28 protein-coding genes are annotated in these 26,846 nt (G+C 71.9%); 9 read left to right on the top strand and 19 right to left on the bottom strand.

Features of this window, described 5'->3' with window-relative positions; translation table 11 throughout:
* Positions 1–122: 122 nt before the first annotated feature.
* From ACIBJF_RS37250 to ACIBJF_RS37220, 7 genes are all read left to right on the top strand, one after another.
* Complete coding sequence (locus ACIBJF_RS37250) at positions 123–1,307, top strand: 4Fe-4S dicluster domain-containing protein (RefSeq protein ID WP_399180634.1); 1,185 nt, start codon at positions 123–125, stop codon at positions 1,305–1,307.
* Complete coding sequence (locus ACIBJF_RS37245) at positions 1,304–2,122, top strand: FAD/NAD(P)-binding protein (protein ID WP_399180632.1); 819 nt, start codon at positions 1,304–1,306, stop codon at positions 2,120–2,122. Before ACIBJF_RS37250 ends, ACIBJF_RS37245 begins: the two co-directional genes overlap by 4 nt.
* Position 2,123: 1 nt before the next feature.
* Positions 2,124–2,972: an oxidoreductase gene (locus ACIBJF_RS37240; RefSeq protein WP_399180630.1), complete on the top strand. Its 849-nt coding sequence runs from the start codon at positions 2,124–2,126 to the stop codon at positions 2,970–2,972.
* 25 nt (positions 2,973–2,997) lie between these two features.
* Positions 2,998–4,344: a Ni/Fe hydrogenase subunit alpha gene (locus ACIBJF_RS37235; protein ID WP_399180628.1), complete on the top strand. Its 1,347-nt coding sequence runs from the start codon at positions 2,998–3,000 to the stop codon at positions 4,342–4,344.
* A complete protein-coding gene (locus ACIBJF_RS37230) occupies positions 4,341–4,820 on the top strand; it encodes a hydrogenase maturation protease (RefSeq protein ID WP_399180626.1) in 480 nt (159 codons plus the stop codon). The genes ACIBJF_RS37235 and ACIBJF_RS37230 overlap by 4 nt, the downstream gene beginning before the upstream one ends.
* 122 nt (positions 4,821–4,942) lie before the next feature.
* Positions 4,943–5,821: a universal stress protein gene (locus ACIBJF_RS37225; RefSeq protein WP_399180624.1), complete on the top strand. Its 879-nt coding sequence runs from the start codon at positions 4,943–4,945 to the stop codon at positions 5,819–5,821.
* Between the two features lie 1,011 nt (positions 5,822–6,832).
* Positions 6,833–7,276, top strand: coding sequence for a universal stress protein (locus tag ACIBJF_RS37220; protein ID WP_399180622.1), 444 nt, complete (start codon positions 6,833–6,835; stop codon positions 7,274–7,276).
* Positions 7,277–7,304: 28 nt separating this feature from the next.
* On the opposite strand, the gene ACIBJF_RS37215 is transcribed toward ACIBJF_RS37220, so the two are convergent.
* The 17 genes from ACIBJF_RS37215 to ACIBJF_RS37135 form a co-directional block, all read right to left on the bottom strand.
* The gene (locus ACIBJF_RS37215) at positions 7,305–7,961 is read right to left on the bottom strand and encodes a potassium channel family protein (RefSeq protein ID WP_397993694.1); all 657 of its coding nucleotides are present in this window, start codon (positions 7,959–7,961) and stop codon (positions 7,305–7,307) included.
* A complete protein-coding gene (locus tag ACIBJF_RS37210; protein WP_399180620.1) occupies positions 7,958–8,617 on the bottom strand; it encodes a potassium channel family protein in 660 nt (219 codons plus the stop codon). The genes ACIBJF_RS37215 and ACIBJF_RS37210 overlap by 4 nt, the downstream gene beginning before the upstream one ends.
* Positions 8,614–11,469 carry a cation-translocating P-type ATPase gene (locus tag ACIBJF_RS37205; protein WP_399180618.1) on the bottom strand — a complete coding sequence of 952 codons (2,856 nt, stop codon included), beginning with the start codon at positions 11,467–11,469 and terminating at the stop codon, positions 8,614–8,616. The genes ACIBJF_RS37210 and ACIBJF_RS37205 overlap by 4 nt, the downstream gene beginning before the upstream one ends.
* Positions 11,459–11,917: a CBS domain-containing protein gene (locus tag ACIBJF_RS37200; protein WP_399180616.1), complete on the bottom strand. Its 459-nt coding sequence runs from the start codon at positions 11,915–11,917 to the stop codon at positions 11,459–11,461. The genes ACIBJF_RS37205 and ACIBJF_RS37200 overlap by 11 nt, the downstream gene beginning before the upstream one ends.
* Before the next feature lie 39 nt (positions 11,918–11,956).
* Positions 11,957–12,946 (bottom strand): Acg family FMN-binding oxidoreductase, encoded by a 990-nt coding sequence (locus ACIBJF_RS37195; protein ID WP_399180614.1) that lies wholly within the window; start codon positions 12,944–12,946, stop codon positions 11,957–11,959.
* Positions 12,947–12,976: 30 nt separating this feature from the next.
* On the bottom strand, positions 12,977–13,855 hold the full coding sequence (locus ACIBJF_RS37190) for a universal stress protein (RefSeq protein WP_399180612.1): 879 nt from the start codon (positions 13,853–13,855) through the stop codon (positions 12,977–12,979).
* Positions 13,839–14,126 carry a DUF1918 domain-containing protein gene (locus ACIBJF_RS37185; RefSeq protein ID WP_399180610.1) on the bottom strand — a complete coding sequence of 96 codons (288 nt, stop codon included), beginning with the start codon at positions 14,124–14,126 and terminating at the stop codon, positions 13,839–13,841. Before ACIBJF_RS37185 ends, ACIBJF_RS37190 begins: the two co-directional genes overlap by 17 nt.
* A 137-nt stretch (positions 14,127–14,263) precedes the next feature.
* Entirely contained in the window at positions 14,264–15,658 is a 1,395-nt protein-coding gene (locus tag ACIBJF_RS37180) for a nicotinate phosphoribosyltransferase (RefSeq protein WP_399180608.1), read from the bottom strand.
* Between the two features lie 181 nt (positions 15,659–15,839).
* Positions 15,840–16,460: a V-type ATP synthase subunit D gene (locus ACIBJF_RS37175; RefSeq protein ID WP_399180607.1), complete on the bottom strand. Its 621-nt coding sequence runs from the start codon at positions 16,458–16,460 to the stop codon at positions 15,840–15,842.
* Positions 16,457–17,851, bottom strand: coding sequence for a V-type ATP synthase subunit B (locus tag ACIBJF_RS37170; RefSeq protein WP_399180605.1), 1,395 nt, complete (start codon positions 17,849–17,851; stop codon positions 16,457–16,459). The genes ACIBJF_RS37175 and ACIBJF_RS37170 overlap by 4 nt, the downstream gene beginning before the upstream one ends.
* Positions 17,848–19,533: a V-type ATP synthase subunit A gene (locus ACIBJF_RS37165; RefSeq protein WP_399180603.1), complete on the bottom strand. Its 1,686-nt coding sequence runs from the start codon at positions 19,531–19,533 to the stop codon at positions 17,848–17,850. The genes ACIBJF_RS37170 and ACIBJF_RS37165 overlap by 4 nt, the downstream gene beginning before the upstream one ends.
* Positions 19,534–19,640: 107 nt before the next feature.
* On the bottom strand, positions 19,641–20,153 hold the full coding sequence (locus ACIBJF_RS37160; RefSeq protein WP_399180601.1) for a hypothetical protein: 513 nt from the start codon (positions 20,151–20,153) through the stop codon (positions 19,641–19,643).
* Positions 20,150–20,377, bottom strand: a complete 228-nt coding sequence (locus ACIBJF_RS37155; RefSeq protein WP_399180599.1) for a V-type ATP synthase subunit F — start codon at positions 20,375–20,377, stop codon at positions 20,150–20,152. Before ACIBJF_RS37155 ends, ACIBJF_RS37160 begins: the two co-directional genes overlap by 4 nt.
* A 2-nt stretch (positions 20,378–20,379) precedes the next feature.
* Positions 20,380–20,793, bottom strand: a complete 414-nt coding sequence (locus tag ACIBJF_RS37150; protein WP_399180598.1) for an ATP synthase subunit C — start codon at positions 20,791–20,793, stop codon at positions 20,380–20,382.
* The gene (locus ACIBJF_RS37145) at positions 20,778–22,187 is read right to left on the bottom strand and encodes a V-type ATPase 116kDa subunit family protein (RefSeq protein ID WP_399180596.1); all 1,410 of its coding nucleotides are present in this window, start codon (positions 22,185–22,187) and stop codon (positions 20,778–20,780) included. Before ACIBJF_RS37145 ends, ACIBJF_RS37150 begins: the two co-directional genes overlap by 16 nt.
* A gap of 19 nt (positions 22,188–22,206) precedes the next feature.
* Positions 22,207–23,136, bottom strand: coding sequence for a hypothetical protein (locus ACIBJF_RS37140; protein ID WP_399180595.1), 930 nt, complete (start codon positions 23,134–23,136; stop codon positions 22,207–22,209).
* Complete coding sequence (locus ACIBJF_RS37135; RefSeq protein WP_399180593.1) at positions 23,133–23,570, bottom strand: hypothetical protein; 438 nt, start codon at positions 23,568–23,570, stop codon at positions 23,133–23,135. The genes ACIBJF_RS37140 and ACIBJF_RS37135 overlap by 4 nt, the downstream gene beginning before the upstream one ends.
* 166 nt (positions 23,571–23,736) lie before the next feature.
* Here ACIBJF_RS37135 and ACIBJF_RS37130 point away from each other — a divergent pair, with 166 nt between their 5' ends.
* Positions 23,737–24,606 carry a CBS domain-containing protein gene (locus tag ACIBJF_RS37130; protein ID WP_399180591.1) on the top strand — a complete coding sequence of 290 codons (870 nt, stop codon included), beginning with the start codon at positions 23,737–23,739 and terminating at the stop codon, positions 24,604–24,606.
* On the opposite strand, the gene ACIBJF_RS37125 is transcribed toward ACIBJF_RS37130, so the two are convergent.
* Together ACIBJF_RS37125 and ACIBJF_RS37120 are read right to left on the bottom strand one after the other, a co-directional pair.
* Positions 24,593–25,363: a response regulator gene (locus tag ACIBJF_RS37125; RefSeq protein WP_399180589.1), complete on the bottom strand. Its 771-nt coding sequence runs from the start codon at positions 25,361–25,363 to the stop codon at positions 24,593–24,595. The genes ACIBJF_RS37130 and ACIBJF_RS37125 overlap by 14 nt on opposite strands.
* A gap of 116 nt (positions 25,364–25,479) precedes the next feature.
* Positions 25,480–26,136 (bottom strand): CBS domain-containing protein, encoded by a 657-nt coding sequence (locus ACIBJF_RS37120; protein ID WP_399180587.1) that lies wholly within the window; start codon positions 26,134–26,136, stop codon positions 25,480–25,482.
* Positions 26,137–26,375: 239 nt separating this feature from the next.
* Between ACIBJF_RS37120 and ACIBJF_RS37115 the strand changes: the two genes are divergently transcribed.
* Entirely contained in the window at positions 26,376–26,822 is a 447-nt protein-coding gene (locus ACIBJF_RS37115) for a universal stress protein (protein ID WP_399180585.1), read from the top strand.
* The last annotated feature ends 24 nt before the right edge of the window (positions 26,823–26,846 follow it).

The raw sequence follows: 26,846 nt of genomic DNA, 5'->3' as shown, positions 1-26,846 counted from the left end.
GGACCCCGCGTCGTGGCCACGTGGCTCTGCCAGCGCGGCGCTGCAGCGGAAATGCTGCGATCGTAGGTGTGAGGGGACGGCGGGGCTCCACGTGCCGTCCGCTGTGCCGAAGGAGGCCGGTCATGAGCACCGACGCCGATGTGCATGCCTCCCAGCCGCCCGCGTCCGACGGGCTCGTCATGGGCAAGGACGGTATGGCCGCGCTCGTGGACGTCCTGATCCGGCGCGGCTTCACCGTGGTCGGACCCACCGCCCGGGACGGCGCCATCGTGCTGGCGGAGCTGCGGTCGGCCGACGAGTTGCCGTACGGGTGGGGAGTGGAGCTGGAGGCCGGGCGGTACCGGCTGCGGAAACGGCCGGACGGCGCCGCCTTCGCGAACGCGGCGGGTCCCCAGTCGTGGAAGTCCTTCCTGCACCCGGCACGGGTGCGGGAGTGGAGCGCCGACCGGGTGGAGGGGGAGCTGGTCTTCACAGCCGACCAGGCCACGCCGCCTCGGTACGCGTTCCTCGGTGTGCGCCCCTGCGATCTGAGGGCCATCGCCATCCAGGACCGCGTACTGACCGGTGGGGCGTACCGCGATCCCGGCTACGAGGGGCGGCGTTCCGGGGCACTGCTGATCGTGGTCGAGTGCACGGAGCCCGGCGCCACGTGCTTCTGCGTCTCGATGGGCACCGGACCCGCTGCTGGTCCCGGCTACGACCTGGTGATGACGGAAGTGGTCGACGAGGACGGGCACCGCTTCTGGATGCGCAGCGGCAGCGAGGAAGGCGCGGAGATCCTGGCCGAACTGCCCGCTCGTCCGGCCGACCCCGAAACCCAAGAGATGGCTCGCGCGGGCGTCACGGCCGCCGCGGACCGCATGGGCCGGACCATGCCCGAGGCAGACCTGCGGGAGCTGATGGCCGGAACCCTCGACGCTCCCCGCTGGGACGACGTCGCAGGTCGGTGCCTGACGTGCGGTAACTGCACCATGGTGTGCCCCACCTGCTTCTGCACCACCACCGAGGACGTCACCGACCTCACCGGCGACCACGCGGAGCGGTGGCGGCTGTGGGACTCCTGCTTCGACCTGGACTTCTCCCAGCTGCACGGCGGTCCGGTCCGCGCCTCCTCGCGCAGCCGCTACCGGCAGTGGATGACCCACAAACTCGGCACCTGGTACGACCAGTTCGGCTCGTCCGGCTGTGTGGGTTGCGGGCGTTGCATCGTGTGGTGCCCCGTCGGCATCGACATCACCGAGGAAGCGGCCGCCCTGCACGACTGGACACAGTCCGGAACGTCGGCATCGGCGCCGGAGCCACCATGAGCACCGTGACGCCCCCGCTGCCGTACCGGGTCGCCGGCACCTGGGACGAGACCGGCGACACCCGGTCGATCGAGTTGGTACCGGCCGGACGGAAACTCCCGCCTTTCGCACCAGGGCAGTTCGCGATGATCTACGGGTTCGGGGTCGGTGAGGCGCCTATCTCTGCCAGCGCCCTGCAGGGCCGCCATGGAGGGCTCGTACACACCGTGCGTGCGGTGGGTGCGGTCTCCGCCGCTCTCTGCCGACTGCGCCCGGGTGACAGCGTCGGGCTCAGCGGGCCGTACGGCACCGGCTGGGACCTCGAAGCGGCGGTCGGCCACGATGTTCTGATCGTCGCCGGCGGCATCGGTCTGGCACCGTTGCGGCCGGTTGTCCACGCCGTCCTGGACCGGCAGGCGGCGTACGGCCCGCTCGCGGTCCTCGTCGGCGCCCGTACCCCTGCCGATCTGGTCTACCGCGACGAGATCGAGAGCTGGCGGGGCCAGGCCCGGGTGGAGGTGACCGTCGACCGGCCCGCCCCGGGCTGGCAGGGCGCGGTGGGCGTGGTCACCACGCTCCTGGACCGCCTCGAACTGCGCCCGGAACGGACCTGCGCGTTGGTGTGCGGGCCTGAGGTGATGATGCGTCACACCGCTCGCGACCTCGTGGCCCGGGGCCTGGCCCCGCACCGCATTCAGGTGTCCCTGGAACGCAACATGCACTGCGCCACCGGCCATTGCGGCCACTGCCAGCTCGGTCCGCTCCTGCTGTGCCGCGACGGGCCGGTCGTCGGCTACGACCGCGTGGCGCCCCTGCTCCTTGTGAGGGAGTTGTGACATGGCCACCGAACCTGGGCAGGCTCGCGACCCGCGGCCGACGCTCGCCGTGTGGAAGTTCGCCTCCTGCGACGGCTGCCAGCTGACCCTGCTGGACTGCGAGGACGAACTCCTCGGCCTCACCGAGCGCGTACGGATCGACCACTTCCTGGAGATGACCCCGGCTGAGGGCGCCGACCGGGAGCGTGCGCGGCTGGAGGGTCGGGGACCGTACGACCTCTCCCTGGTCGAAGGGTCGATCACCACCGCCGAGGACGCCGAGCGGATCCAGCACGTCCGCCGCATCTCCCGGTACCTGGTGACCATCGGGGCCTGCGCCACCGCGGGCGGCATCCAGGCACTGCGCAACTTCGCCGACGTCGACGACTTCCTCGCCGCCGTCTACGCCCGGCCGGAGTACATCGCCACGCTGGAGACCTCGACACCGATCTCGGCCCACGTGCCGGTCGACTTCGAGCTGCGCGGATGCCCCATCGACCGTCGCCAGCTCCTCGAGGTCATCACCGCCTACCTGGCCGGCCGCAGGCCCCAGATCTCCAACCACAGCGTCTGCTTCGAGTGCAAGAGGCGCGGCACCACCTGCATCACCGTGGCCCACGGTACCCCCTGTCTGGGCCCGGTCACGCACGCGGGGTGCGGTGCCATCTGCCCCGCCTACGGACGCGGCTGCTACGGCTGCTTCGGACCGTCGAGCAAACCCAACCTGCGCTCCATGATCGCCCAGTTGCGCCACGACGGGATGAGCGAGCGGGACGTCCAGCGTGTCTTCCGCACCTTCAACGCCGCGTCGCCGGAATATGCCCCCGTACCCGACCTCGCGGCCGAGGAGCGACAGGGCCCTCCGGCCTGACGGACCCCCGCCCGGAAAGGCTCGCATGAACCATCGCGGAACCCGCGTCCTGCGGCTGGACGCGCTGGCCAGGGTGGAAGGCGAGGCTGCCCTCCACCTGCGCGTCGAGGGTGACACGGTCGCCGAGACGCGGCTGCGCATCTACGAACCCCCACGCTTCTTCGAGGCCTTCCTGACCGGCCGGGGCCACACCGAACCCCCTGACATCACCGCCCGCATCTGCGGCATCTGCCCGGTCGCCTACCAGATGAGCGCCTGCCAGGCGATCGAGAACGCCAGCGGCATCACGGTCGACGGCCCCCTCGCGGAACTGCGCCGCCTGCTGTACTGCGGCGAGTGGATCGAGAGCCACACCCTGCACATCTACCTGTTGCACGCCCCGGACTTCCTGGGGCGTGCCGACGTCGTGGAACTCGCCCGCGACCAACGAGCCGCCGTCGAGCGCGGCCTGAGGCTCAAGCAGGCCGGCAACGCGATCGTCGAACAGCTCGGCGGCCGCCCCATCCACCCGGTCAACGTCCGGATCGGCGGCTTCTACCGGACGCCGACGCCGGACGAGCTGCGCCCTCTGGCGGAACGGCTGCGGCAAGCCCGGGACGACGCGCTGGAGACCGTCCGTTGGGTGGCGGCGTTCGACTTCCCCGACGCGGTGTGCGACCACGACCTGTTCGCGCTGCGCGACCCCGGCCGGTACGCCGTCGACACCGGGACACCGGCGGTCATGGCCGTTGCCGACAACGGCCGGGCGCCGCACTCGATCCCCCTGTCCGACTTCGAACAGCACGTCCGGGAAGGGCAGGTACCCCACTCCACCGCCCTGACGGCCACGCTCGACGGCCGCCGCTACCTCACCGGCCCGCTGGCCCGCTACGCGATCAACGGTCAGTGGCTGCATCCCGTGGCCGCCGAGGCGGCGGGGGAAGCCGGTCTCGGTGATCCCGCGGCCGGCGCTATCTGCGACAACCCCTTCCGAAGCATCGTCGTACGGGCCATCGAAGTGGTGCAGGCCGTAGAGGAGGCCTTGCGGATCATCGACGGATACGAACCACCTCCCCGGCCGGCCGTCGAGGTCCCGCCCCGCCGGGGCGTGGGCGCCGGGGCCACCGAGGCGCCCCGGGGTCTGCTGTACCACCGCTACGCGCTCACGGAGGACGGCACGCTCACCGAGGCCCGCATCATCCCGCCGACGGCCCAGAACCAGACGGCCATCGAGGAGGACGTGCGCAGAGCTGTCCAGGCTCGCCTCGACGGGCCCGGGCCTGCCGCCGACGACGAGGAACTGACTCGTCTCTGCGAACGGGCCATCCGCAACCATGATCCCTGCATCTCCTGCGCCGCCCACTTCCTCGACGTCACCGTGGAACGCGCATGAGCCGGCGGGTCGTGGTGATCGGCGTGGGCAATCCCCTGCGCGGTGACGATGGTGTCGGCCCGGCAGCCGTGGAGGCCTTGCGGGGCCGGGTTCCCGACGGAACCGTCCTGGCGGTCAGCGACGGTGAACCTGCCCGGATGCTCGACCTGTGGCGCGGCGCTGACACGGTGGTCGTGGTGGAAGCGCTCCGCGCTCGGCCGAGCCGGCCAGGGGAGCTGCACACCCTCACGGCGGCGGACGCGGCCACCCGAACAGCGGGTACGGCGAGTACGCATGCGCTCGGCCTCGGGGAGTGCCTCGCCCTGGCGGAGGCCCTCGACCAGCTGCCGCCGAGTCTCGTGGTGCACGCCATGGAGGTGGCCGACGTCGAACTCGGCGCGCGCCTGAGCGAAGCGGTGCGGTCGGCGCTCCCGGGATTGGCCGACCGGGTCGCTGCCTCCGTGCGGCAGGCGTACGAGCGAAACCACGAGCGGTAGCGGGGCCGAAAGTCCCCCGGCACGGGTCGAACCGCCCTCGCGACCTGTGACACGGGGATGCGACGGTGAAGGTCACCCCCCACGTGCCGTACGCCAGGCACCCAGGAAAGGCGGTGGGGACGATGACACTCCCTCTGGTGGTGGGCGTCGACGGATCGGACTCGTGTCTGACGGCGGTCGACTGGGCCGTGGACGAGGCCGTGCGCCACGGTGCTCCGATGAGGCTCGTGTACGCCTCCCTATGGGAGCGCTATGAGGCCGGCCTTCCCTCGGTGGGCCCGGGGCGCCCTTCCGAGCAGGTGCTGGCCGAGCACATCGTGGCTTCGGCGGCCGATCGCGCCGAACGCCGCAACCCGGATGTCAAGGTCACCGCTGACATCATCCCGGAGGACCCGGTGGCCGCTCTCGTTCACGAGGGTGGCCAGGCCTTCACGCTGGTGACGGGGTCGCGTGGCCGGGGCGAGGTCAAGGGACTGCTTCTCGGGTCGGTCGGCCTGGCCGTGTCGGCTCGGGCGCACTGCCCGGTGATCGTCGTCCGGGGCGATCCGGCGGGGCTCGCGGGCACGCATGAGCGGATCCTGCTGGGCATCGGTGACGCCGACGACACGAGTACCGAGGCCGTGCGGTACGCCTTCCGGGAGGCCGAAGTGCGCGGCTGTGTCCTGGACGTGGTCCATGCCTGGCGCAGGCCCGCCTTCGACAGGAACGGCAACCGGATACGTACAGAAGGGTCGGCGGACACGCACGAGGACCGTGCCTCTGCTGTCGTCGACGCTCGGCTCAAGGCCGCGATCGCCGAGTATCCGCATGTCCGGACGCGCTCGGCGACGCCGGAGGGACCGGCCGCCAAGATCCTCGTGGACCGGTCGGCCGCTGCCGACCTGGTGATCGTCGGGGCACGGCGCCGAACGAGTGCCTTCGGATTCCAGCTCGGCCGCGTGAGCCATGCACTCCTGCATCATGCCCAGTGCCCGGTCGCGGTCGTGCCCGAACGGCAGTGAAGGGTCGAGGCATCGGCACACGATGGAGAGCGAGGCACGGACGACGCCGCGCTCTCAGCCGAAGAGGCTCCGAATCCTGATGGTCTCGACGCGTCCACGTGCCGTCGGGCAGCAGCATCCGATCGCCTTCCGCGCTGCGAGCAATCGAGCAGACGGTGCCGATGGCCGGGCGAGTGGCTCGCCGCCGAGCGCTCCTGGCAGAAGTCGCCGGAGCACCGCAAGAGACGCGCTCGGCCTGCGGAATGGCTTGGGTGCGATGGCTCATCGGCCCCTCCCGAGACGGTCGACACCCAGCGTCGATCCCCTGGGCACCGTGGCCCGACGACTCCAGGGCGGAGGCCGTGCCATGCGGACACCCCGGACTCCTGGTGAGTCCTCGCGCGGGCCCGGGGCTCGAAGCCCATTGGAACGGCCGGTGGACCGGTGGGAGCGCAGGCTGCCCGTCATCCTGACAGTCGTCGCCGTCGCGGTGCTGCCGTTGCCGGACAGGCTGTGTCCGGCCACTACACGCAGATGCGGCAGGTTCGGTCAGCCCGACTACATCTGCGAGGCGGCGGCGGTCGATGCTGCGGTCGACGGGCCGCCGGACGCGGTAGGCGGCAGCCGGACCAGCGAGAGCCGTCGCAAAGCCCACCGCCACACAGGCGGCCACCGCGAAGTCCCGGTTCTCGGGCGGGATGGCGATGAGCCCGCGGGCGTCGAGCCATACCGTCTCCGTGGCTCCCCGGTGAAGCCATGCCCTGACCGGCGCGGTGCCCGTTCGGCTGCCGTCCCAGTCGCTCCAGCGCACCAGCGCCTGGAAACCCGGCTGCGCCCCGCGGCGGTCTCCGGACGACCACGCGTCCGTCAGCAGCCGCGCCGCAACAGGCTACGGGCGCTGACGGCACCGTCGCTCCCATCGCCCGTCATGCCGCCGGATGCTCATCTCTGGCGGTGCGGCGAGGAGGCCCGCAGCGTGGAGAGCAGAGGTGCACCGGCCCGGCGGGCACAGACGAAGGAGAGGTGGGACGCATGGACAAGGATGCCTCCGAGCGCCGGGTGGTGGTCGGTGTCGACGGGTCACAGTCCTCGTACGAGGCCCTGCGCTGGGCAGTGCGCTATGCCAGCCTGGTCGGCGGCACCGTGGACGCGGTCGCGGTGTGGGAGCTGCCGGGCCTGTACGGCTGGTCGGGGCCCGCTGTGGACATGGACGTCGACGAAGACGAGACCCGGCAGAAGATGAGTCAGGAGCTGGCCGACGTGCTCGGCGCGGACGCCGCGAGCTCGGTGCGGACCCATGTGGTGCACGGCAACCCTGCGGATGTTCTGCTGCGGGCCGCCGAAGGTGCCGAGCTCCTGGTCGTCGGCAGCCGGGGCAGGGGCGGGTTCGCCCGCGCCCTGCTCGGCTCCGTCAGCCAGCATGTGTCGCAGCATGCGAGCTGCCCAGTCGTGATCGTGCGCTGCCAGAAGCAGTGACGCGAAGCCGGTCCCGTGCCGGGGCAGCTCACTGGAAGGCCGCGTGGATCTCCTGTTCGGTCGCCTCGTGCGACACGAGCAGCAACTCGTCGCCGGGGAGCAGCCGCACGTCGGGACCCGGGACAGTGGGTTGTCCGCCCCGTACGACGGTGGCGACCACGGTGCCGGCGGGCAGGGAGACCTCGCCCAGCGTGTGACCGGCGGCCCGGGACCGTTCGGTGATCGCGGTCTCGATGACCTCGACACCGGCCTTGCTCAGCCGCAGCAGTGCCACCGTGTCCGTGGCTCCAGTGGCTTCCTCGATGAGGGAGATCAGCGGGGTAGCGGCGGGCACCGCCGCGTCCACGCCCCACCGCTGGTCGAAGAGCCAGGCGTTCTCCGCCTCGTTGACGCGCGCGGCAACCCGGCCCACCCCGAACTGCCGCTTCGCCAGCAGGCTGATGACCAGGTTGTCCTCGTCGCGGCCGGTGACCGCGATGACGAGGTCGCAGGCCAGCGCGCCCGCGCTCTCCAACAGGCCCGGCTCGCAGGCGTCCCCCGCCACGAGGCGCACGTGCGGCAGGCCTCCGAGTTCCGCCACGCGCTCGTCGTCGTACTCGACGAGGGTGACGTCGTTACGGGCGGCGGACAGCACCTGGGCGATCTGGGTGCCGAGTCGGCCCGCGCCCGCGATCAGGACCTTCACGTTCCCAGCTCCTTGTCGAGAAAGCCGCTCAGCCGGCCCAGCGCCGTTGCGGCGACACCGAAGGTGACGAGGTCGCCGGGCTCGGCCAGGACACCGCGTGCGGGGAGCAGCGACCGGCCGCCACGGGTGATCTCCACGACCCGGATCTCGCCGTCGACGTCGAACTCCGTGACCTGTCGTCCGGTGAGATAGGACGGCAGCTGGGAGCGGACGAGGAGCGTCTCGCCGTTGCCGAAGGAGACTTCGGGTGTGAGGTGCCGGTGCAGCAGCATCTGGTGGATGCGGCCCACAGCCCAGCGGACGCTGGAGATGGTCGGGATTCCCAGGTCCCGGTAGATGTCCGCGCGGCGTGGATCGTGGATGCGGGCGAGGACTATCGGGACCCGGTACGTCTCCTTGGCGGTGCGCGCGCTGACGATGTTGCTGTTGTCCCCGGAGGTGACGGCGACGAACGCGTCCGCATGGGCGATGCCGGCCGATTCCAGCGCGGACCGGCTGAAGCCGTTTCCGACGTGGAAGGCGCCGGGGAAGCCCGGTGACAACCTCTGCCGCGCTTTGGGCTGGCGGTCGATGAGGCGGACGTCATGGCCCTCGGTGACGAGTTGCGTGGCCAGGGTGGCCCCGAGCCGACCGCAGCCCGCGATGATCACTCTCATGGCCTTCCTCCCGTCGGGGATGCTCTCCGGCGCCGCAGCGTCCACTTGCGGAGTTCCTCGGCCGCCAGCAGCAGAGCTCCGAACGCCACCAGGACCGCCCAGTCGGCTGGGGTCAGCGGCGCGGTGTTGAAGACGGCCTGGAGCGGTGGCGCGTAGCTGATGGCGGCCATCAGCCCGATGCCGAAGCAGCCGGCGGCCAGCAGCCACGGATTGCTCAGCAGACCGGCTCGGAAGACGCTCTGCCGGTCGGTGCGCACGGCGAGGGCGTTGAAGAACTGGCTGACGACGATGCCGGCCTGGACCATCGTGATCGCCTCGCGGTAGACGGGATTGTCGTTGGTGAAGTCCGCGTAGGGGATGCCGGAGGCGTGGATGTGCCAGAAGAACACGGCGCACACGCCGAGGGCCTGGATACCGCCCAGGAAGAGGATGCGGCCCATGACGGCGGCCGAGAAGAGCCGCTCCTGTCGGGGCCTCGGCGGGCTGTTCATGACGTCGGGTTCCATCGGTTCCGCGCCGAGCGCGAGGGCGGGCAGCACGTCGGAGCCGAGGTCGATGGCGAGGATCTGTACGGCCGTGATCGGCACCAGCGGGAACCCGGCGAAGGTCGCCGCGAGGATCGGCATGAGTTCGGCGATGTTGTGGCTGAAGAGGTAGATCAGGAACTTGCGGATGTTGCGGTAGACCGAGCGGCCCAGTCCCACCGCGGTGGTGATGGAGGCGAAGGAGTCGTCGAGCAGCACCATCACGGCGGCCTCGCGGGCGACGTCGGTGCCGGAGGCGCCCATGGCGACGCCGATGTCGGCGTGCTTGAGGGCCGGGGCGTCGTTGGCCCCGTCGCCGGTGACGGCTACGACCTCTCCGCGCCGCTGCAGCGCGGTGACCACCCGCATCTTGTGCTCGGGGCTGACGCGGCACAGCAACAGTTCGGTGGAGCCGGTCAGCAGGTCGTCCAGCCCGTTGTCGTCCATCGTGTCCAGCTGGGTGCCGGTTGCCACGGCCGGAGCCGCCTCGCGCACGATGCCGACGCGACGGGCGACCGCCTCCGCGGTCAGCGGATGGTCACCGGTGACCATGACGATGCGGATCCCGGCCCGCCGGCACGAGTCCACCGCGTCCCGTACCTCCGGCCGGGGCGGGTCGTACATCCCGGCGAGCCCCAGCAGGGTCAGCTCCGACTCGACATCCGCGATCGGCGGCCGAGGCCCGGAGACCTGACGTCGGGCGACCGCCAGCACGCGCAGGCCCTGCCCGGCCATGCCGTCCGCCGCTGCGATCACACGGCTGCGATCGGCGTCCGTCAGCGGCGTCTTCCCGTCACCGTGGTCGAGGGCGTCGCAGCGGGTGAGCAGTTCGAGGGGGGCGCCTTTGGTACATGCGAAATACGTCCCGTCGCTGTCGCGATGGACGGTGCTCATCAGTTTCCGCGCCGAGTCGAAGGGATACTCCGCCACCCGGGGTGCCCGCATCTCCTCCTTGGCGGGGTCCAGACCGGCCTTCATGGCCGCCACCAGCAGCGCACCCTCGGTCGTGTCTCCCAGCACCCGCCACGCGTCCCGCCCGGCGGGCCGCACCACTCGGGCGTTGCTGCACAGAGCCGCCGCCCGCAGCAGTTCCCGTACGGGCAGGGCGTCGGTGATCTCACCGACCGGCGCGTACCCCACTCCCGCCACGGCGTGCGACACCCCATCCGCCCACAGCTGCACGACGGTCATCTCCGCCTGCGTGAGAGTGCCCGTCTTGTCGGTACAGATCACGCTGGTCGAACCCAGCGCCTCCACGGCGAGCAACTGCTTGACCAGTGCGTGCCGACGGGCCATGCGACGCACACCGATCGCCAGCGACACGGAGAGCGTGGCCGGCAGCCCCTCGGGCACGAGAGCGACCATCACACCCAGCGAGAAGACGAACGTGTCGACGAACGGCTGCCCGCTGGGCACGCGCACCGCGAACAGGGCGGCGCCGGTTGCGAGTGCCACGCCCGCGACCCGGCGGGCCATGACGGCGACCTGCCGCTGCAGTGGGGTCTGCTGCCTGGGGGCGGCGGCGGTGAGCCGGAAGATCCTCCCGAACTCGGTGGCCGTGCCGGTGGCGAACACGACGGCCTTGCCGGTGCCGGCGACCAGGTCGGTGCCCATGAAGACGCAGTTGCGTGCCTCCAGCGGCGGCCCCGGCGGCACGGGTTCCGCGATGCGTGTGACGGGATCGCTCTCACCGGTGAGCGCGGCGTTGTTGACGGCCGCTTCCTGAGCCTCGACCAGCCGGCAGTCGGCTGGCACCGCGTCCCCGGCCTCCAGGACCACCACATCGCCCGGCACCAGATCCCGCGCGGACAGCTCCCGCCGTTCCCCGTCCCGCAGTACCCGGCAGGTGTGCGGCACCATCGCCTGCAAGGACTCCGCGGTGCGCTCGGCGGAGTACTCCTGTGCGAAACCGATGCCGGCGTTCAGCAGCACCACACCGAGAATGGCCAGGGCCAGTTGCAGGGTGGCGGGGTCCCGGGGCTGTCCGAGCCAGTAGGCGAGGAACGTGATCGCCGAGGAGACCAGCAGGACGACCGCGAAGAGGTCGGTGAACTGGGCGAGCAGCCGACGCCATACCTGGCCGTGACTTGCTTCAGGCAGCTCGTTGGGACCGTAGCGGTCCCGTCGCGCGGTGGTCTCGGCTGGCGTCAGACCGCGCGGGGAGCTTCCCAGGGCGGCGAAGACCGCGGGAACCGGCAGGGAGGGGATCGACGGCACAGGGGTGCTCGGCCGGTCCGTGGGTGGCGCCTGTGCCGCGGTCTCGCCGCCCGCCGCCGGATCGTCCTCGTGGAGCGCGGTCGTGCCCTGCCGGGCCTGTTCAGGGTTCATCCGGGGCTCCGGCCTCCTGGGGCGGTCCCGGAGGCTCCTGCAGGACGCTCCAGGCCACCGGCCCCAGCAGGTCGGCGAACCGCCGGAACAGGTCGAGGAACAGGTCGTCGATCGTCAGCACCCCCACCACCCGGCCCGCGTCCAGGACCGGAAGCCGGCGGACCCCCGTGCGACGGAACGCGCGATAGGCAGCCCCTACATCCTCGACGGCCTCGACCGTGACGACGCGGGCCGACATCACCGCGTCCACCCGTGCCCTCGCGTCCAGGCCGCCGCCCATGCCACGAACGGCGAGGTCGCGGTCGGTGACGATGCCGTGCAGTGCTCCGTCCTCGACCACCAGCACAGACCCGACGGCGCTCTCGGCCATCTGCCGGGCCACCTCGACCAGGGTGACGTTCGGCGCCACGCACACCGGAGGAGCCGTCATCACCTCGGAGACGTTCATGCGTTCCTCCTCGCTGTCCCATGGCTCGCAGGGGCCGGTTCAGAGAACGTCGAGCAGATCGGCCACAGCCCGCCGTGGGCTCGCGGGGCCTTCGGGGCCGTGACCGAGCCGGATGACCATATGGACATGAGCCATCGCAGAGACCGGGTCGCGGACGGCCCACCGGATCTCGGGCCACTCCAGGGGCTGGGAAGTGACCGAGGCGACCAGCCCGTCCATCGTCGCCTGGAGCAGGACCCGCTCCAGAGCCTGACCGGCCGACAGCCAGTCCGCGGGCCTGTCGTGGGTTGTGCCCAGCAGGGCGATGTTCGGTTCCCTCTCGAAGGGCGCCCAGCCGCGTTCAGGCAGCGGACGACCGGCGGCGAAGTCACGCACGGGGACCGAGGTGTGGCGCTGCCGAGGACCGAAAGCCTCGGCCGCGATGCCGTCAGCGGCCCCGGCATTGCCGGAAGAGCCGGTGTGGGCCCAGCGCGCCGTCTCCTCACGCACGTCCGGCGCGAGCGCCTCCCTGCCCTCGGCGTCCCGCACCAGCTCCAGGATCGACTGCACGTGCCACGCGCCCGGGAACAGCAGCTGTGCGCCCTCGGCGAGCGCAGCTTGTTGCAACGTCTCCTGCACGGCGAGGGGGAGCGTCTCCTCGCGGAAGGGGAAGCGGCTGGAGTGACGGCGATGGATCGCAGGACTCAGCCGGGCGAGCGCCCCGTCGGGGGTTCCCGTGCCGCACAGATGCGCCTCGGCGAGGAATTCCGGGCAGGCCCGGTCCGGTAGCAACCGGACGACCGGCGCGAGCCCGGCTGCCGCAGCGGCCACGCGCAGGTTGAGCAGGGCGGCGCCGCACCCCACGTGCAGGCCGCGGTTCTCGGGGTCGGTGCGCGGCAGTGCCCGCCCCAGGTCCGCGTACAGCCGCAGGACACCGAGGTCCCGCAGGTAGCGGAAGGTCCAGGGCTGGGCGTTGTGCAGCGAGGGCGCCGCCGCGGCGTCCGCCACGAGCCCGGCGACAGTGTCCACGTCGAGAGGTTGTGCAGTCACGGCGGCTTCCCTTCGTGCCAGTCTGCCGGTTCACTCGCGGGTCGGTACGGCGATGACAGGGCAGCGGGCGTGGTTCAGCACGCCTTGGCTGACCGAGCCCAGCAGCATGCCGGTGAAGCCTCCACGGCCCCGGGTCCCCACCACCAGGCCCAACGCATGCGCCGAGGCGTCGGTGAGCACCTGGACGGGATGCCCGACGAGCACTTCGTGGTGCAGGTCCACCTCGGGATAGCGGGCCTGGCGTCCCGCCACGATCTCGGAGAGGAGCCGTCGGCACTCCTGCTGCGGCTGGTGCTCGTCGAAGACCCTCAGCGGTCCGGGCTCCCAGACGAGCAGGGCCCGCAGCCGGGCGCCGCGCAGGGCCGCCTCCTCGAACGCCACGTCGACCGCGGCGGCGGAGTGCTCGCTGCCGTCCACACCGACGACGAAGTAGGCCGGCTCCTCGGTGACGTGTTCCGGCTCGGGGACGACCACCAGGGGACAGTGCGTACGGGCCATGACCGGCAGGGCGACCGACGCGGAGCCGAACACCTCCTGCTTCCGGCTCAGGTGCCGCGATCCCAGCACGACGGCGGTGGCGTCGCGGCTCTGCTCGCGCAGTACCCACACCGGGTCGCCCTCCGCGAGCAGTGCGTCGACCTGGAGCTGCGGGTGCCGGGCCGCGACGAAGTCCACGGCCTGCCCCAGCACCTGCTGGCCGGCCTTGTGCAGAGCCTCGTTCCATTCCTCCCAGGACGGCGGGACTTCCTGCCTCCGGTAGCCCCGAGTGGGCACGCCCTCCACATGGACCGCGCGCAACGGCACCCGACGGCGGGCGGCCTCGTCCGCCGCCCAGGCCAGTGCCATCCGGTGGACGGGATCGGGATCGACACCCACCACGATTGGTCGGCCGTCACCGGGCCCGGACATGCCCGCCCCCGCTCACCAAGTGCCGGACGTACGCATCAGGACCCGGGAAATACAGGGTCACTCGTCCGTCCTCGGCCCACCGCACGTCGTAGGGCGGGCTGCCGTCCTGATGGTGGAGGCTGACGATCTCGCCGTCTCGCGCGACGACCCCGGCCGTGGTCCCACGTATGACGATCTCGTCGCCCACGCGGGCGCGCATGGAGGTGCCGGTTGCCTCTGGGCCGGCGTGCGTGACGGCATGCGCGTTCTTCGCTGGTGCGGGAGCGGACATCGCCCTCGCCTCCTTCTTTGCGGTGGCGCGGAAGGATGCCGCCGCCACTTCCATGGAAGGCGTTGGCAGCGCCTGCCTGCCAGGGGCCATTGGTCCCCACCGGAGGCCTGCCGACCCCTCCGCCGTCACGTGGCAGGTCAGTGTCCGGAGACCGAGAGCGCGGCGGAATGGGGGCCGGCCATGTCCGACGGCATGGTGCGGTGCTCCGGGCTACGGCGGACTTCGATGTCGGCTCGTACCGAGGCCGTCAGATGGTCGAGTGCCTCGGACCGCACCGGCCGGACCGGCTCGGGATTCACGATCCGGCGCGCTGAGTCGGGCAGACCGGCCAGGTCCTCGCGGAACCGCTTGCGTGCGTCCAGCCAGTGGTCCAGTGCCCCCGTTCGCCGCCCACGCCGCATGACCGTGCGCAGCAGCGGCTGTGCGGAGTCCGGTGGTTCCTCGGCCGCCAGGGCGATGACGTCCGGCCTTCCGGGCCGACGGAAGACCTGCTTGCGGCCCGGGGCCGTGACCTTCGCCGAGGACAGCTTCATCACGGGCCTGCCGTCGTACTCGACGAGCTTGTAAGCGGCGTCGAGGTACGGGGCGTCCGCGGCGACGCCCACCTTGGTGCCCACGGCGTACACATCAATGGGGGCTCCATCGCGTATGAGCCGGTCCACCCCGTACTCGTCGAGTCCGCCGCTGGCAACGATCTGTACGTCGGTGAGCCCGGCGGCGTCGAGCAGGGCGCGCGACCGCCGCGAGAGTGCGTGGAGGTCGCCGCTGTCCAGGCGGATCGCGCAACCGGGCCCGAGTCCCAGCGCGGTCAGGACCCGGGCGGCGACACGCACGCCCTCCTCCGTGTCGTAGGTGTCGACGAGGAAGGTGACCGGGCCGGGGTGGCAGCGCGCGAACGCGCGGAACGCCTCCTCCTCACCGGGGAACGCCTCGATGTAGGAGTGGGCCATGGTGCCCGAGGCCGGAATGTCCAGGGAGGTGGCGGCGGCGACGTTGCTGGTGCCGGCGAAGCCCACCATGGCGCCCAGTCGGGCGGCCTGCAGCCCCGCCCAGGGGCCGTGCGTGCGGCGCAGTGAGAAGTCCACGACCGCCCTGCCGGCCGCGGCCAGGACGCAGCGTGCCGCCTTGGACGCCACCGCCGTCTGGTGGCAGAGCTGGTTCAGGAGGTACGTCTCGACGAGCTGGGCCTGGGGGAGTGGTGCGGTCACTTCCAGCAGGGGCTCACCGGCGAAGACCACATGGCCCTCCGGGATCGCGCGCACTTCGCCCTCGAAAGAGAGCCCGAGGAGCGGTTCGAGGTCCGGGACAGGCCGGTGCAGGGCGTTAGCGAACCTCTCGACATCGTCCCTCTCCACGCGGAAGCGGGCCAGAAAGTCCAGGGCGGACTCCAGACCAGCGGCCACGAGAAAGCCCCGGCCGGGCGGGAGGTCGCGGACGAAGAGGCTGAAGGTGGCCGGCGCCCGCATGACCTCCCGGAGGTAGGACATGGCCATGGTCACCTCGTAGAGGTCGGTGGTGGTGACGTCGGACATGGTGATCGCCGCCGAGTGTCGAGGTTCCCTGATCCCAGTCTGATCGCGACCGTGTAGGAGGAAAGGGACTTCAGGGTCCCGCGCATGGGCTCTTCGGCCCAGGCGTCAAGGGACCGGACGCGGTGCGATGGGCGCCAGCTTGATCCCGCGCGAACCGGTCCACGCCACCAGAGACGATCCATCATCGGTCCGCGCGGGTGGCGGCCCAGCGGCGTCGTACCGCTTCTTCGTGTTCCGCCTCTTCCAACGCCAGCTCCACAGCGTCCAGTTCGGCCCGCAGGCGCGGGATCCAGTGTCTGCGGAGGGCACGGACTCGCTGCCGTGTCCGTTCGGCCTCGGCGGCCAGCAGGTCGGCGGCTGTCTGATGGGCGGCGAGTTCCGCCGCCGCGCGGACCGCGGCGCGGTAAGCCGTTTCGGCGTGGGCGAGCGCCGTGTTGGAGGGAGTCGGCTCCGCCGGGGAGCGTACGGGCGCCGCGCACTCCACTGCCGCCGGGTGGCGTACGCCCATCAGCGCGGCCCACCGGATGTCGACGCGGGCCCGGTCTGCGGGCGCCGCCTCGGCCAGCGCGCGTTCGCCTCCGAGCAGCACCCCGCGCAGCAGCCAGGTTTCCGCGTCGGCCAGCTTCTCCTCCCACACCCGGCGCGCGTCCTCAGCAGCCCGGCGTGCCGTGTGCTCGCGGTCCAGCAGGAGCCGGAGTTTGCGTTCGAGCAGGTCCGCTCCGCGCAGCGCCGTGGCGAGACCGCGACGCAGCCGTAGGCGCCCGGCCCGCCCTGCCGCGACGCGGCGTCCCCGCGGATTCATCGCCGTTCCTCGTGCTGCGGTGGAGCGTGGGTGTCGATCAGGTCGGCCGGGAGCATGCCGAGTTGGCTGCGCGGCAGGGTCAGTAGCACCTCCCAGGCCCGATCCAGGGAATCGTCCAACGGCCGGTCCTCGTCGGTGCCCTGCGCGAGAAAGCGATCCCGGAAGGCGTCCTGGAGGTCCAGGTAGCGCAGATCGGTCGGACTGAGCGCGGCACGGCCGATCAGGTCGGCGAGTTCCGCGACCTGCCGGGACCGGGCCAGCGCTGCTATCAGCTGTGCGGCGACCGCCGGATGATCGGCACGGGTGCGTCCCGCCCCGGTTCCCTTGCGCATCAGACGCGACAGCGAGGCCAGCGGATCGACGGGCGGGTAGGTGCCGGCCGCCTGGACGTCGGCGGACAGCACGATCTGTCCTTCGGTGATGTAACCGGTGAGGTCGGGAACGGGGTGGGTGATGTCGCCGGCGGGCATGGTGAGCACCGGCAGGATGGTGACGGACCCTGGGCGGCCCCTGATTCTGCCACAGCGTTCGTAGAGGGAGGCCAGGTCGCTGTAGAGGTAGCCGGGGTAGGCACGCCGTGCCGGTATCTCGCCACGTGCGGCGGACACCTCGCGCAGTGCCTCCGAGTAGGCCGTCATGTCCGTCATCACCACCAGAACGTGGCGGCCCTGGGTGAACGCCAGGTGTTCGGCGACGCTCAGGGCGAGTCGCGGAGTGAGCAGCCGCTCGATCACCGGGTCGTCGGCGGTGTTGAGGAACAGGACGAGTTCCCGTGCCGCGGAACGCGCGGCCAGCCCGTCACGGACGAACGCCGTGTCGGCGTGGGTGAGCCCCATCCCGGCGAATACGACGGCGAACGGCTCACCCCCACAGGTCGCCTGGGCCGCTATCTGCACGGCCAGTTCCAGGTGCGGCAGCCCGGCGGCCGAGAACACCGGCAGCTTCTGTCCCCGCACCAGCGTGGTCAGCACGTCCACCGCGCCCACCCCGGTGAGCACCGGTTCGTTCGGCGGTTCCCGGCGCACCGGGTTGATCGGCGCGCCGCTGACCGCCTTGTACGACCCGCCCAGCACCGGCGGTCCACCGTCGGCCGGTTCGCCGCGCCCGTTGCACACCCGCCCCAGCCACCCGGCACCGACCGGGATCCGCATCGGCGACCCCGAGAAGGCGACACGGGTGCCGGTGCGGTTCATGCCGGACGTGTCCTCCAGAACCTGGATCACCGCGAGGTCGCGGTCCACCTCCAGGACCAGCCCGTGTCGCCGTTCACCGGAGTCGAGCACGATCGTAGCGAACTCGTCCCAGCCCACCCCGCTCACCCCTTCGACGACCACGAGGGGACCGCGCAGTTCACGCACGCCCGTGTACTCGACCTCCGCCGGGCCGCTCACGCTGTCTCCTCGAGCCGGGCCAGCACGGTGTCTCGGGCAGCCGTCACCGGAGCTGTCTCCGCGGGGCCCGCCGCCTCGCGTGCCCGCAGCAACGGGCTGAAGTCGACCGCCTCGACGACCTCGGCCTGAGTACCGGCGTCCACCACCTCCAGGCAACGGTCGATCACGGTCAGCACGGCATCCACCAGAGCCGCCGTCCTCGCCGGGGCGCTGTAGGCGTCCGCAGGGGACAGCGCGCTCTGCTGGATCACGGCCTCGCGCAGCAGCCGCCCGGCAAGCACACTGATCCGTTCCCGGGGCGGCAGAGCGGTGATGCCGACCAGCTCGACGAGGTCGGCCAGCCGGTCCGCCTCCGCCAGCTGCCGCGCGACGCGCCCGCGCCGCTCGGCCCAACCGGGGTCACCGGCACGCGCGTGTGCGACCGACAGCGCGGCGGCGTCCCGGGAGAACGACTCCGACCAGGACACGGCCGGATAGTGCCGTGCGTAGGCGAGGTCGCGGTCCAGGCTCCACAGACACCGCACGAACCGTTCGGTGTGCGCGGTGACGGGCTCGGTGCGGTCGCCGCCCGGTGGAGACACGGCACCGATCACCGTGACGGACCCCGTCGCGCCGCCCAGCGTGCGAACGGCCGCCGCCCGCTCGTAGAACGCGGCCAGTTGGGAGGCGAGGGAAGCCGGGTAGCCCTCCTCGGCGGGCAGTTCGCCCATACGGGAGGCGAACTCGCGCAGCGCCTCCGCCCACCGGGAGGTCGAGTCGGCGATGAGGACGACGTCCAGGCCCATGTCGCGGAAGTACTCCGCCACGGTCGCGCCCGTGTGCACACTCGCCTCGCGTGCCATCATCGGCATGTTCGAGGTGTTCGCGATCGTCACGGTCCGCTCCGCCAGCCGGCCACCGGTCCGAGGATCGGTCAGCTCCGCCAACTCCTCGGTGACGTCCGCCATTTCGTTTCCGCGCTCGCCGCAGCCGACGTAGACGATCACGTCCGCGTCGCACCACTTGGCGATCTGCTGCAGCAGCATGGTCTTGCCCGTGCCGAAACCGCCCGGGACGGCGACCGTGCTGCCGCGCGCCACGGGGAAGAGCAAGTCGACGGCACGCTGCCCGGTGTTCAGGGGCGTGTCCGCGGGCAGGCGCCGGCCGACCGGCCGCGGCCTGCGCACCGGCCACGACTGAGCCATGCGCACGTCGTCTCCGCCTACGACGGCGAGCGTGGCGTCCGAGGCGTACGCGCCCGCCGACGCGATCCGCGTCACCTCGCCCGACAGGTCCGGGGGTACCAGAAGCCGCAGTGGGACACGCGCGCCGATGTCCCCGAGGACGTCACCGGGCCCGACCCTTTCCCCTCGCTCCACCCGGGGCGTGAACGACCGTGCAGCCGCCTCAGCGGTCGCCGGCCCGCTCGTCGTCAGAAGATCGCCGGCGCCCACCAGGGGGCGCAGGAGGCCGTCGAACACGCCACCGAGCAGATCCGGGCCCAGCCGCACCGTCAGCGGCCGCCCTTGAGGCTCCGCCGGGTGTCCGGGCGCCAACCCGCCGGTGTACTCGTACGCCTGGACGGAGGTGGTGTCCCCGTGGATGGCGACGACCTCGCCCGGCAGGCCGGCGCTGCCCAGCAGGACGAGATCGTGCATGGCGACCGTGGGAGGGCAGGCGATCTCCACGAGGGAGCCGGCCACACGGAGGATGCGGAGGCGATCAGCCCGGCCGGCGGTCGGGGCACCGCCCGCGACGTGTGCAAGCGCGCCCGCGCCGGACCGGTCCGGCCCCGGGTCGCCAGGAGTGATCACGGCGGTCCCCAGAGCGTCTTGGCCCGCACCCCCAACCGGTCCAGGGCGCCGTCGGCAAGGGCGTCCGCCGACAGATCGACTCGGCGGCCAGGCACTTCGGCCGTCACCCCGCCCTGCTCAGCGGCCCTGACCTCAGCCTCCGCACCCAGTGCGGCCCGTGCCACGTCAGCAAGGTGTGACCGGGCAACCACACCCTCCCGAGCCAGCGCCCGCCGCACGCCCCGTCGGACCTCGGCCCTGAGTGCCGCGTAGACCTCGGCGCGGACCGCGAGTTCCGTCTCCCAGGCCTCCTGTGCGGCCCGCACCCTTTCCCGGTCGGCCTCCTTGGCGCCGTCGGCCTCACCAAGTCGGCGGGCCTGCGCGAGGACTGTTTCAGCCGCGGTGCGGGCTGCGAGCAGGGTGTCGGCCGCGTCGGCGCGTGCACGGTCCAGGGTGACGTCGGCAGCGGCTCGTGCCGCGCGCAGCAGCTCGACGCGGACGGGGTCCAGCTCATCAACCGGCGCGGTCACGAGGGCATCACCACCGTCAACGGCCGGGTCGCTGCCGGCGCCATCGCCGCGTCCCCCAAGACTTCGGCGGCCTCGGCCGTGAGAATCACCAGGCCGACCGTGCCGGGCAACGTCCGCCAGGCCCTGCGAACGGCGTCCGGGTCCTCCGCCACGAGGACGTCGACGCCGGCAAGCGCCAGTCCGCACACGCTGGTCCGTGCGCCGATGGCGGCCACCGTTCCCATCGTCAGGCCTTTCCGATCAACAGGATCGCGACGACGAGCCCGTACACGGCGATGCCTTCCGCCAGTCCGACGATCACCATGGCCCGGCCGAACATCTCCGGTCGTTCGCTCAGCGCGGCCAATGCCGCAGCTCCCGTGTAGGCGACGGCTATCGCGGCTCCTATCGACGCTCCGGCCACCGCGATGGCCGCACCGATCAAGGCGGACCCGTTGACCCCACCGGATGCGGCGGCCTGCGCCGAAGCCTGTGCGGGCCCCGTCAGCGCCGTGCCGAGGACGACCAGGGCGCCGCCCAGCAGAGCGAGGTTCGTGGCCAGAAGCCAGCGGAAGGCGTGTCTGGTCCGGCGCCGCCGCAGCAGCCGGACGGCACCGAGCACCGAGACCAGGACCGGCAGGACGATCAGCCAGGTGAGCATGCGATCACCTTCGCAGCGGGGTCGGCAGGTTCCGCAGGGGGAACGTGCCAGGGACGGAACGGGCGGCCCTCGGTCTCGAAAAGCCGGGAGAAGAGTTCGTAGAACTCCAGCCGCAAGGCCTGCACGCCGACCACCAGGGCCTCCAGGCCGAAGGAGACGGCCGTGCCCACGACGAACAGCAGAGCGGCGCCCGCGACACCGGCGGCGCCACGCCCTGACAGGGCCGTGGTGCCGCGCCACACCAGGTCGGCGAGCGCGGCATGAGTGAGACCGAAGGCTGCGAGCCGGGCGAACGACAGGGTGTTGGTGCCGGTACGCACGACGACGTCGAACAGCCGCACCACCGTCTCGGCGACTCCCGCGCCGCCGCCCGCCGTGACCCGGAACAAGCCGAACGCCACCAGCGCCAGCCCGGCCGCGGCGCACGCAGCCCCGGCCACTGCCAAGGCCGGCCAGTGCAGGAGCAGGCCCGCCGCGGCCAGCGCGAGCCCCAGGTAGAACAGCAGCCCGGCACAGCCGGAAGCCGCGTACAGGCCCACGGCCCACCCGTTCTCCCGCACGCGGTTCACCGCGCCCGCGGCATGGGCGAGCACCAGCAGACCGGCCCCGAAGACCACTGCGGCGGCCAGCAGACGAGCGGGCTCGTCCAGCGGGCTCAGCCACAGCACCGGCAGCAGCCCGGTCGGCCCGAAGAACTCGCCGTAGGCGGCGCCCGCGACCATGGCGGCGACTCCCGCGCCCGCCAGGAACGGCCACAGCCGGGTGAAACGCGCCAAGGAGCGGGGCCACCCCAGGTGCAGAGCGAATGCGCCGAGCACCAGCAGCGCGCCGTGCCCCACGTCACCGAACATGATCCCAAACATCACGACGTAGGCCAGGCCGGCAGGCCACGAGGGGTCGAGATCCGCGTAGGCCGGTGTGCCGTACGTCGACACCAGGGGAGTGAAGGAGGCGGCCCGGCCCGAGCGCAGCAGCGTCGGCGGATCCGTGCCGCGGGGCAGGGGCAACGGCAACAGCGCGCCGCCCGCCGCGGCCAGTCGGTCCGCGACGCGCGGTACCTCGGCGGCCGGGCACCATCCGGCCAGCGCGGCCACCTCCCCCTGCCGCACGGCGCCCTGCGCACGCTCCTCCAGCTGGGCCTCACCGGCCAGCAGGGCGACCTGGCGCCGATGGTCGAGCATGTCGAGATCGGGCGCCGTGACGGCCAGTACGGCTGGAGCGGCGCTCTCGGACTCGGATGTCGTTCCCTGTCCACGCAGCCGCTGCAGCCGCACGGCCGCCGCCCCCGGAGCCGCCTCCTCGGCGCGGTCCAGTTCCACGCAGCCCTCCTCGGCGATCCGCACCAGCGCGTCTCGCAGGCCGGTCTGCGGTACGACCACCGCCACGCGGCGCATCCGGACCGGTGTAATCGCCTCAGACCAGGGCATCGAACGCCTCTCCGGGCCGTCCACCCCGTGCCGCGGACTCCAGCGCGGCCCGCACCCGCCAGGCGTCCACGGACAACAACGCGACCGCGCCGACGACGACCGCGGGAACGTACCGACCTTGGCGCAGCATCGCCGCGCCCTCGGTCTGTACCGTCCGCCACCAGCGGGTCTCGGCCCGCCACAGTTCACCGGGCTCGTCGATGCCGGCCAGGACCCATCGGGCGGCTGAGGGAAGGCTGTCGCGGAACTCCCGGTAGGACGAGGCGGTCGACGCCCGTGTCCCGAGCAGTCGTGCCGCATCGCGACGTACGGACTCCGTGAGAGAGCGGTGGTGCACGAAGAGTTCTCGCGCGGTCAGCAGGACCGCACGCCCCTGAGCCCAGCGGTGTGCGGGCGGGACGGACACGGCGGTGCGCCGCGCTGCGGCCATCCGCATGCCGGTGACCAGGGCCCACGGGGTGTCGCCGCCCGGGTCACCCCAGGGCGAGGCGGCGAGCGCCGCCCGCAACTCCGCGAGCGTCCCGGCACGCTCCAGGCTGCGCCAAGCTGTCTCCAGGGCACCGAGCCGGTACGGCTCCGGTGTCTCGGTTCGCCGACCGTCCGGTGTCGGCAGCCGGGTCACCACGTTGGCGATCTCGAATCCCGCCGCGAGCGGAACCAGCAGGCGAGCGCCGCCGGGCGGCAGCCATCCGGCCAGCACCCGCAGATGCCACAGGAGGCCGGCGGCCACCGCCCGCTGAGCATCGGGAAGGCCCGCGGTCGTCCGCGTGTACCGTGCGTACGGCGTCGTGGCGAGGCGCCGCAGGGCGTCGTCGAGCGTCGGACCGCGGGCGATCTCACGTGCCCCCTCGGCGCCCGGATACCTTGCGACGAGGGCTCGCGCGCGCACCGCTGCGGCGACCCAGCCGGCGCTCACGGCTCTTCCGCCGTCCCGCGAGCCGGTCTCATGGCATCGGCCACGGCGAGGTCCACCAGGTGCGGCATGCGTTCCCTTGCCCGCTCGCGGATCGCCGAGGCCGTACGGTCTTCAGCTGCGCGCAGCGCGGCGGCCTCCTGCCGGGCTTCTCGGAGGAGGGGTTCCGCGGCCTGCCGGCGAACCTCTGGAGCCTGTTGCCGCGCCTCCGCCAGGAGATGTTCCGCCTCGCGTACGGCGTTCCGTCGAAGGGCCGCGGCCGTCTCCTCCGCGGCGGCCAGGATCCGTGCCACCTGCTGCTGAACATCCGTCAGCCGAGCAAGAGCAGGCTCCAGTTCGGCCGCGCGCTCCGCCATGCGGTCGGCAGGCACGCCGGTCGCCGACGCCCCCGGCGTCCCCGCCGGACGGAACCGCTCCAGGAAGTCCCGCAGGCTCATCGGCAGCCTCCTGCCGGTCGGTGCTCCTCCAGTTTCACCGTTCCCGGCCCACCCCGCACCGGATAGGGCCTTTACGTCGTTCCACCAGGGCCGTTCGGCTCTTGGCATGGGCGACGAGAACGGGAGACTGGGACGGTAGGCGACTCGACGGAGTCAGGAGGCCGCTGTGAACGCGCACGAGAACTTCCGCGCGGAGGCCGATGCTCGGCAGGGTGTGCCCGCACATGCCTGGAGCCCGGGAGAAGCGGCTCGACAGGACATGCTGCTCCGCTACCTGGGTGCGGTCGCCTCAGCCGCGGCCAAGCACTCCGGCAGTGCGGCTGAACACGCGGACACCGAGGAGCGGGCACCGTCGGCCACGACGCCCGCACGGCGGCCAGACCTCCCGCAGGAACCCAGTACGCCACTGGTGCGGGACGTGATGGACGTGCCCGCCGCTTCCCTCTGCGAGGACCAGGCGTATCGCGACATCGCCCGGCTGCTGGCCCGCGAGCAGGTGGGCGCGCTCCCGGTCGTGGACACCGATGACCATGTCGTCGGCGTCGTCTCGGAATCCGATCTGCTGGCCAAGGTCGCGTTCGAGGCCTCCGGCCACCGGCCCGGACGCATCGGCAGACTGCGCGAACGCCGGATGCACGACAAGGCCCGGGGCGAGACGGCCGCCGACCTGATGACGAGTCCCGCGATCACGGTACTGCCGGGCACGACGGTGGCCGAGGCCGCCTGGCTCGCCGCGTTGTCCCGGGTGAAGCGCATGCCCGTCACCGATCGCAACGGCCGACTCGTGGGCGTCGTGCGGCGTGACGCGTTGTTGCAGGCGCTGATCAGGGATGATTCCGGTATCCGGGCGGAAGTTCAGGCCACGCTCGAAGCCTGCTGCCCACCGGCTGACCGGGAGAGTGTGGCCGTCACCGTGCACGACGGGATCGTGGAGCTGACCGGGAGGCTGCCGTCGGCGACGATGGCCCGACTGGTGGCGGAGGTCGAGGGGATCGCCGACGTCATCGAGGTGAAGAACCTGCTCAGCGCCGACTGAGGCCGACTGAGTTCGGCCGCTCCCATCCGATCACCGGGGGATCTGGCCTCCCGGCATGGTGGGAATCGTGCAGGTGGGGGTTTGGCTGGTCGAGGTGGGAGGCGAGGACGGCCGCCTGGACCCGGCGCTGCACTCCGAGCTTCGCCAGTAGCCGGGAGATGTGGTTTTTGACGGTCTTCTCCGACAGGTACAGCCGCTTGCCGATCTCGCGGTTGGTCAGGCCGTCACCGATCAGCGCGAGGATGTCCCTTTCCCGAGGAGAGAGGCCGGCCAGTTCCGCCGGCAGGGAGGGGACCTCGGCCGCGTCCGCGCGCAGGGAATGCATGAGCCGGGCGGTTGTCGCCGGGTCCAGCATCGACTGCCCCGAGGCCACGGTGCGCACCGCTGACACCAGGTCCGAGCCCCTGATCTGCTTCAGGACGTATCCGGACGCGCCGGCCATGATGGCATCCAGCAGGGCGTCCTCGTCGTCGAACGAGGTCAGCATCAGACACGCCAGCTCGGGCATCCGGTCGCGCAACTCGCGGCAGACCGAGATGCCGTCGCCGTCGGGCAGGCGGACGTCGAGAATGGCCACGTGGGGGCGCAGGGCGAAGCCCCGGACCAGCGCGTGTTCGGCGGTGTCCGCGTCGCCGACGACGCTGATGTCGGGTTCCGCGTCGAGGAGGTCGGCAAGGCCACGTCGTACGACCTCGTGATCGTCGAGCAAGAACACGCGGATCGGGTCCTGCTCGCTGAAGGTGCGCATCTCGGTCATGGCGACCCCACGTTTCGCGGACGATGGCAGACTGCCGACTGCCCCAGGACGCCGATCATCACCGGCGGTCGCACGAGGGCCGACCTGCCCAGTCACCACGACGATATCGCCTCCGGTTACCGCACGGCGGTGTCGTGAGCGAGGTCGAACTCCACGTCCACCACCCCTTCGACGGCCCTGATCAGCCGGGCTGCGACGGGCACGAGGGCGGTGTCGGGGAGCCGGCCGGTGAGCGTCACGACCCCGTCGTGCACCTCCACGTGGACGGCCGACGACGGCGGCGGGAAGAGGCAGGAGGCGATCTCCCGCCGCACCTCCTCGGCGATGTCCTCGTCGTCGCGCAGGAAGACCTTGAGCAGATCGGCCCGGCTGACGACACCGGCCAGCAGCCCTGCGTCGTCCACCACGGGCAGCCTCTTGACCCCTTCGTGCGCCATGATGCGCGCGGCCTCGGCGAGGGTGGCGCCGGCCCTGACCGTGACGGCGGGGGACGACATGAGGTCGCCGGCCGTGAGAGCGCCGGCCTTCGCCACATCGACGGGCTGTCGCAGCTGGAGGTAGCCCGCGTCGGGCTCGTCCCGGAGCTCCTCCTTGGGCAGCAGGTCGGCTTCGGAGACCACGCCGACCACCCGGCCCTCGCCCTCGATCACGGGCAGGGCGCTGACCTGCCAGTCCTGCATCAGCTGCACGATCTCCTTGAAGGGGGCACGGCGGCCGACGGCGGCGACCGGCTGGGTCATCACGTCGCTGACGATGTGGCGGGTGCCGTACATGGTGACTCCGTAAGGGCCTCGATGAGGTGTCCGCTCCATCCAGGGTGTGCCGGGGACACCGGCAGCGCCAGGGGCCGCAGGGCACCTCGGACGGGCCCGTGCGGCTTCCGGGCCGCAAGAGGGGCGCTTCCGGGCCGCAGAGGGTCGGTCGGGCCATGATGGGGCCGTGTGCCCCCTGATTGCCTCGGCACCGCGACGCCACGCTGGTGTCGGAACCCTCGACCCGGGAGGTGGAGACCATGTCCCGCACCGTCACCGTAGGTGTCGACGACTCGCCCGAGAGCCGGGACGCGGCCGAGTGGGCGGCGCGAGAAGCGGTGCTGCGCGGCCTGCCCCTCAAGATCATGTACATCTCGGAGCCGACTCCCAGGTTCGTGGTCAGGACACCACTGCTGGATCCCGACACTTACCGGCACTGGGCAGAGCAGGTGACGAGCGACTCCGCGGACGGCATCCGGCTTCGCCACCCTGGCATCGAGGTGATCACCGAGCAGCTGACCGGGACCCCGGCCGACGTCCTGTGCGAGACGGCGGGCTTCGCCGAGCTGCTGGTCCTGGGCTCGCGGGCCCTCGGTGGGCTGGAGGGGTTCATGGTGGGCTCGGTGAGCGTCTCTAATCAGCTAAGTGGACCTATGCGAACCGTAAGGTCTGGCAAGGGTTCTGCCCATCTGGGCGGGGATGCGTGAGCGTGGAGGTGGAATCCTGCGCCC

This window comes from Streptomyces sp. NPDC050743, from assembly GCF_044456925.1.
GTDB lineage: Bacteria > Actinomycetota > Actinomycetes > Streptomycetales > Streptomycetaceae > Streptomyces.
Note: the sequence above shows the minus strand (reverse complement) of the source record. Positions and strands in the feature narration are given on the sequence as shown.

Bases quoted from the DNA above. Each gene is read 5' to 3' on its own strand.
- ACIBJF_RS37125 (WP_399180589.1), bottom strand. From the start codon at position 25,363: ATGACCGAGATGCGCACCTTCAGCGAGCAGGACCCGATCCGCGTGTTC.
- ACIBJF_RS37220 (WP_399180622.1), top strand. From the start codon at position 6,833: ATGGACAAGGATGCCTCCGAGCGCCGGGTGGTGGTCGGTGTCGACGGG.
- ACIBJF_RS37230 (WP_399180626.1), top strand. From the start codon at position 4,341: ATGAGCCGGCGGGTCGTGGTGATCGGCGTGGGCAATCCCCTGCGCGGT.
- ACIBJF_RS37200 (WP_399180616.1), bottom strand. From the start codon at position 11,917: ATGAACGTCTCCGAGGTGATGACGGCTCCTCCGGTGTGCGTGGCGCCG.
- ACIBJF_RS37115 (WP_399180585.1), top strand. From the start codon at position 26,376: ATGTCCCGCACCGTCACCGTAGGTGTCGACGACTCGCCCGAGAGCCGG.
- ACIBJF_RS37150 (WP_399180598.1), bottom strand. From the start codon at position 20,793: ATGCTCACCTGGCTGATCGTCCTGCCGGTCCTGGTCTCGGTGCTCGGT.
- ACIBJF_RS37145 (WP_399180596.1), bottom strand. From the start codon at position 22,187: ATGCGCCGCGTGGCGGTGGTCGTACCGCAGACCGGCCTGCGAGACGCG.
- ACIBJF_RS37225 (WP_399180624.1), top strand. From the start codon at position 4,943: ATGACACTCCCTCTGGTGGTGGGCGTCGACGGATCGGACTCGTGTCTG.
- ACIBJF_RS37135 (WP_399180593.1), bottom strand. From the start codon at position 23,570: ATGAGCCTGCGGGACTTCCTGGAGCGGTTCCGTCCGGCGGGGACGCCG.
- ACIBJF_RS37205 (WP_399180618.1), bottom strand. From the start codon at position 11,469: ATGAACCCTGAACAGGCCCGGCAGGGCACGACCGCGCTCCACGAGGAC.
- ACIBJF_RS37180 (WP_399180608.1), bottom strand. From the start codon at position 15,658: ATGTCCGACGTCACCACCACCGACCTCTACGAGGTGACCATGGCCATG.
- ACIBJF_RS37155 (WP_399180599.1), bottom strand. From the start codon at position 20,377: ATGGGAACGGTGGCCGCCATCGGCGCACGGACCAGCGTGTGCGGACTG.
- ACIBJF_RS37210 (WP_399180620.1), bottom strand. From the start codon at position 8,617: ATGAGAGTGATCATCGCGGGCTGCGGTCGGCTCGGGGCCACCCTGGCC.
- ACIBJF_RS37240 (WP_399180630.1), top strand. From the start codon at position 2,124: ATGGCCACCGAACCTGGGCAGGCTCGCGACCCGCGGCCGACGCTCGCC.
- ACIBJF_RS37190 (WP_399180612.1), bottom strand. From the start codon at position 13,855: ATGTCCGGGCCCGGTGACGGCCGACCAATCGTGGTGGGTGTCGATCCC.
- ACIBJF_RS37185 (WP_399180610.1), bottom strand. From the start codon at position 14,126: ATGTCCGCTCCCGCACCAGCGAAGAACGCGCATGCCGTCACGCACGCC.
- ACIBJF_RS37175 (WP_399180607.1), bottom strand. From the start codon at position 16,460: ATGAATCCGCGGGGACGCCGCGTCGCGGCAGGGCGGGCCGGGCGCCTA.
- ACIBJF_RS37120 (WP_399180587.1), bottom strand. From the start codon at position 26,136: ATGTACGGCACCCGCCACATCGTCAGCGACGTGATGACCCAGCCGGTC.
- ACIBJF_RS37245 (WP_399180632.1), top strand. From the start codon at position 1,304: ATGAGCACCGTGACGCCCCCGCTGCCGTACCGGGTCGCCGGCACCTGG.
- ACIBJF_RS37250 (WP_399180634.1), top strand. From the start codon at position 123: ATGAGCACCGACGCCGATGTGCATGCCTCCCAGCCGCCCGCGTCCGAC.
- ACIBJF_RS37235 (WP_399180628.1), top strand. From the start codon at position 2,998: ATGAACCATCGCGGAACCCGCGTCCTGCGGCTGGACGCGCTGGCCAGG.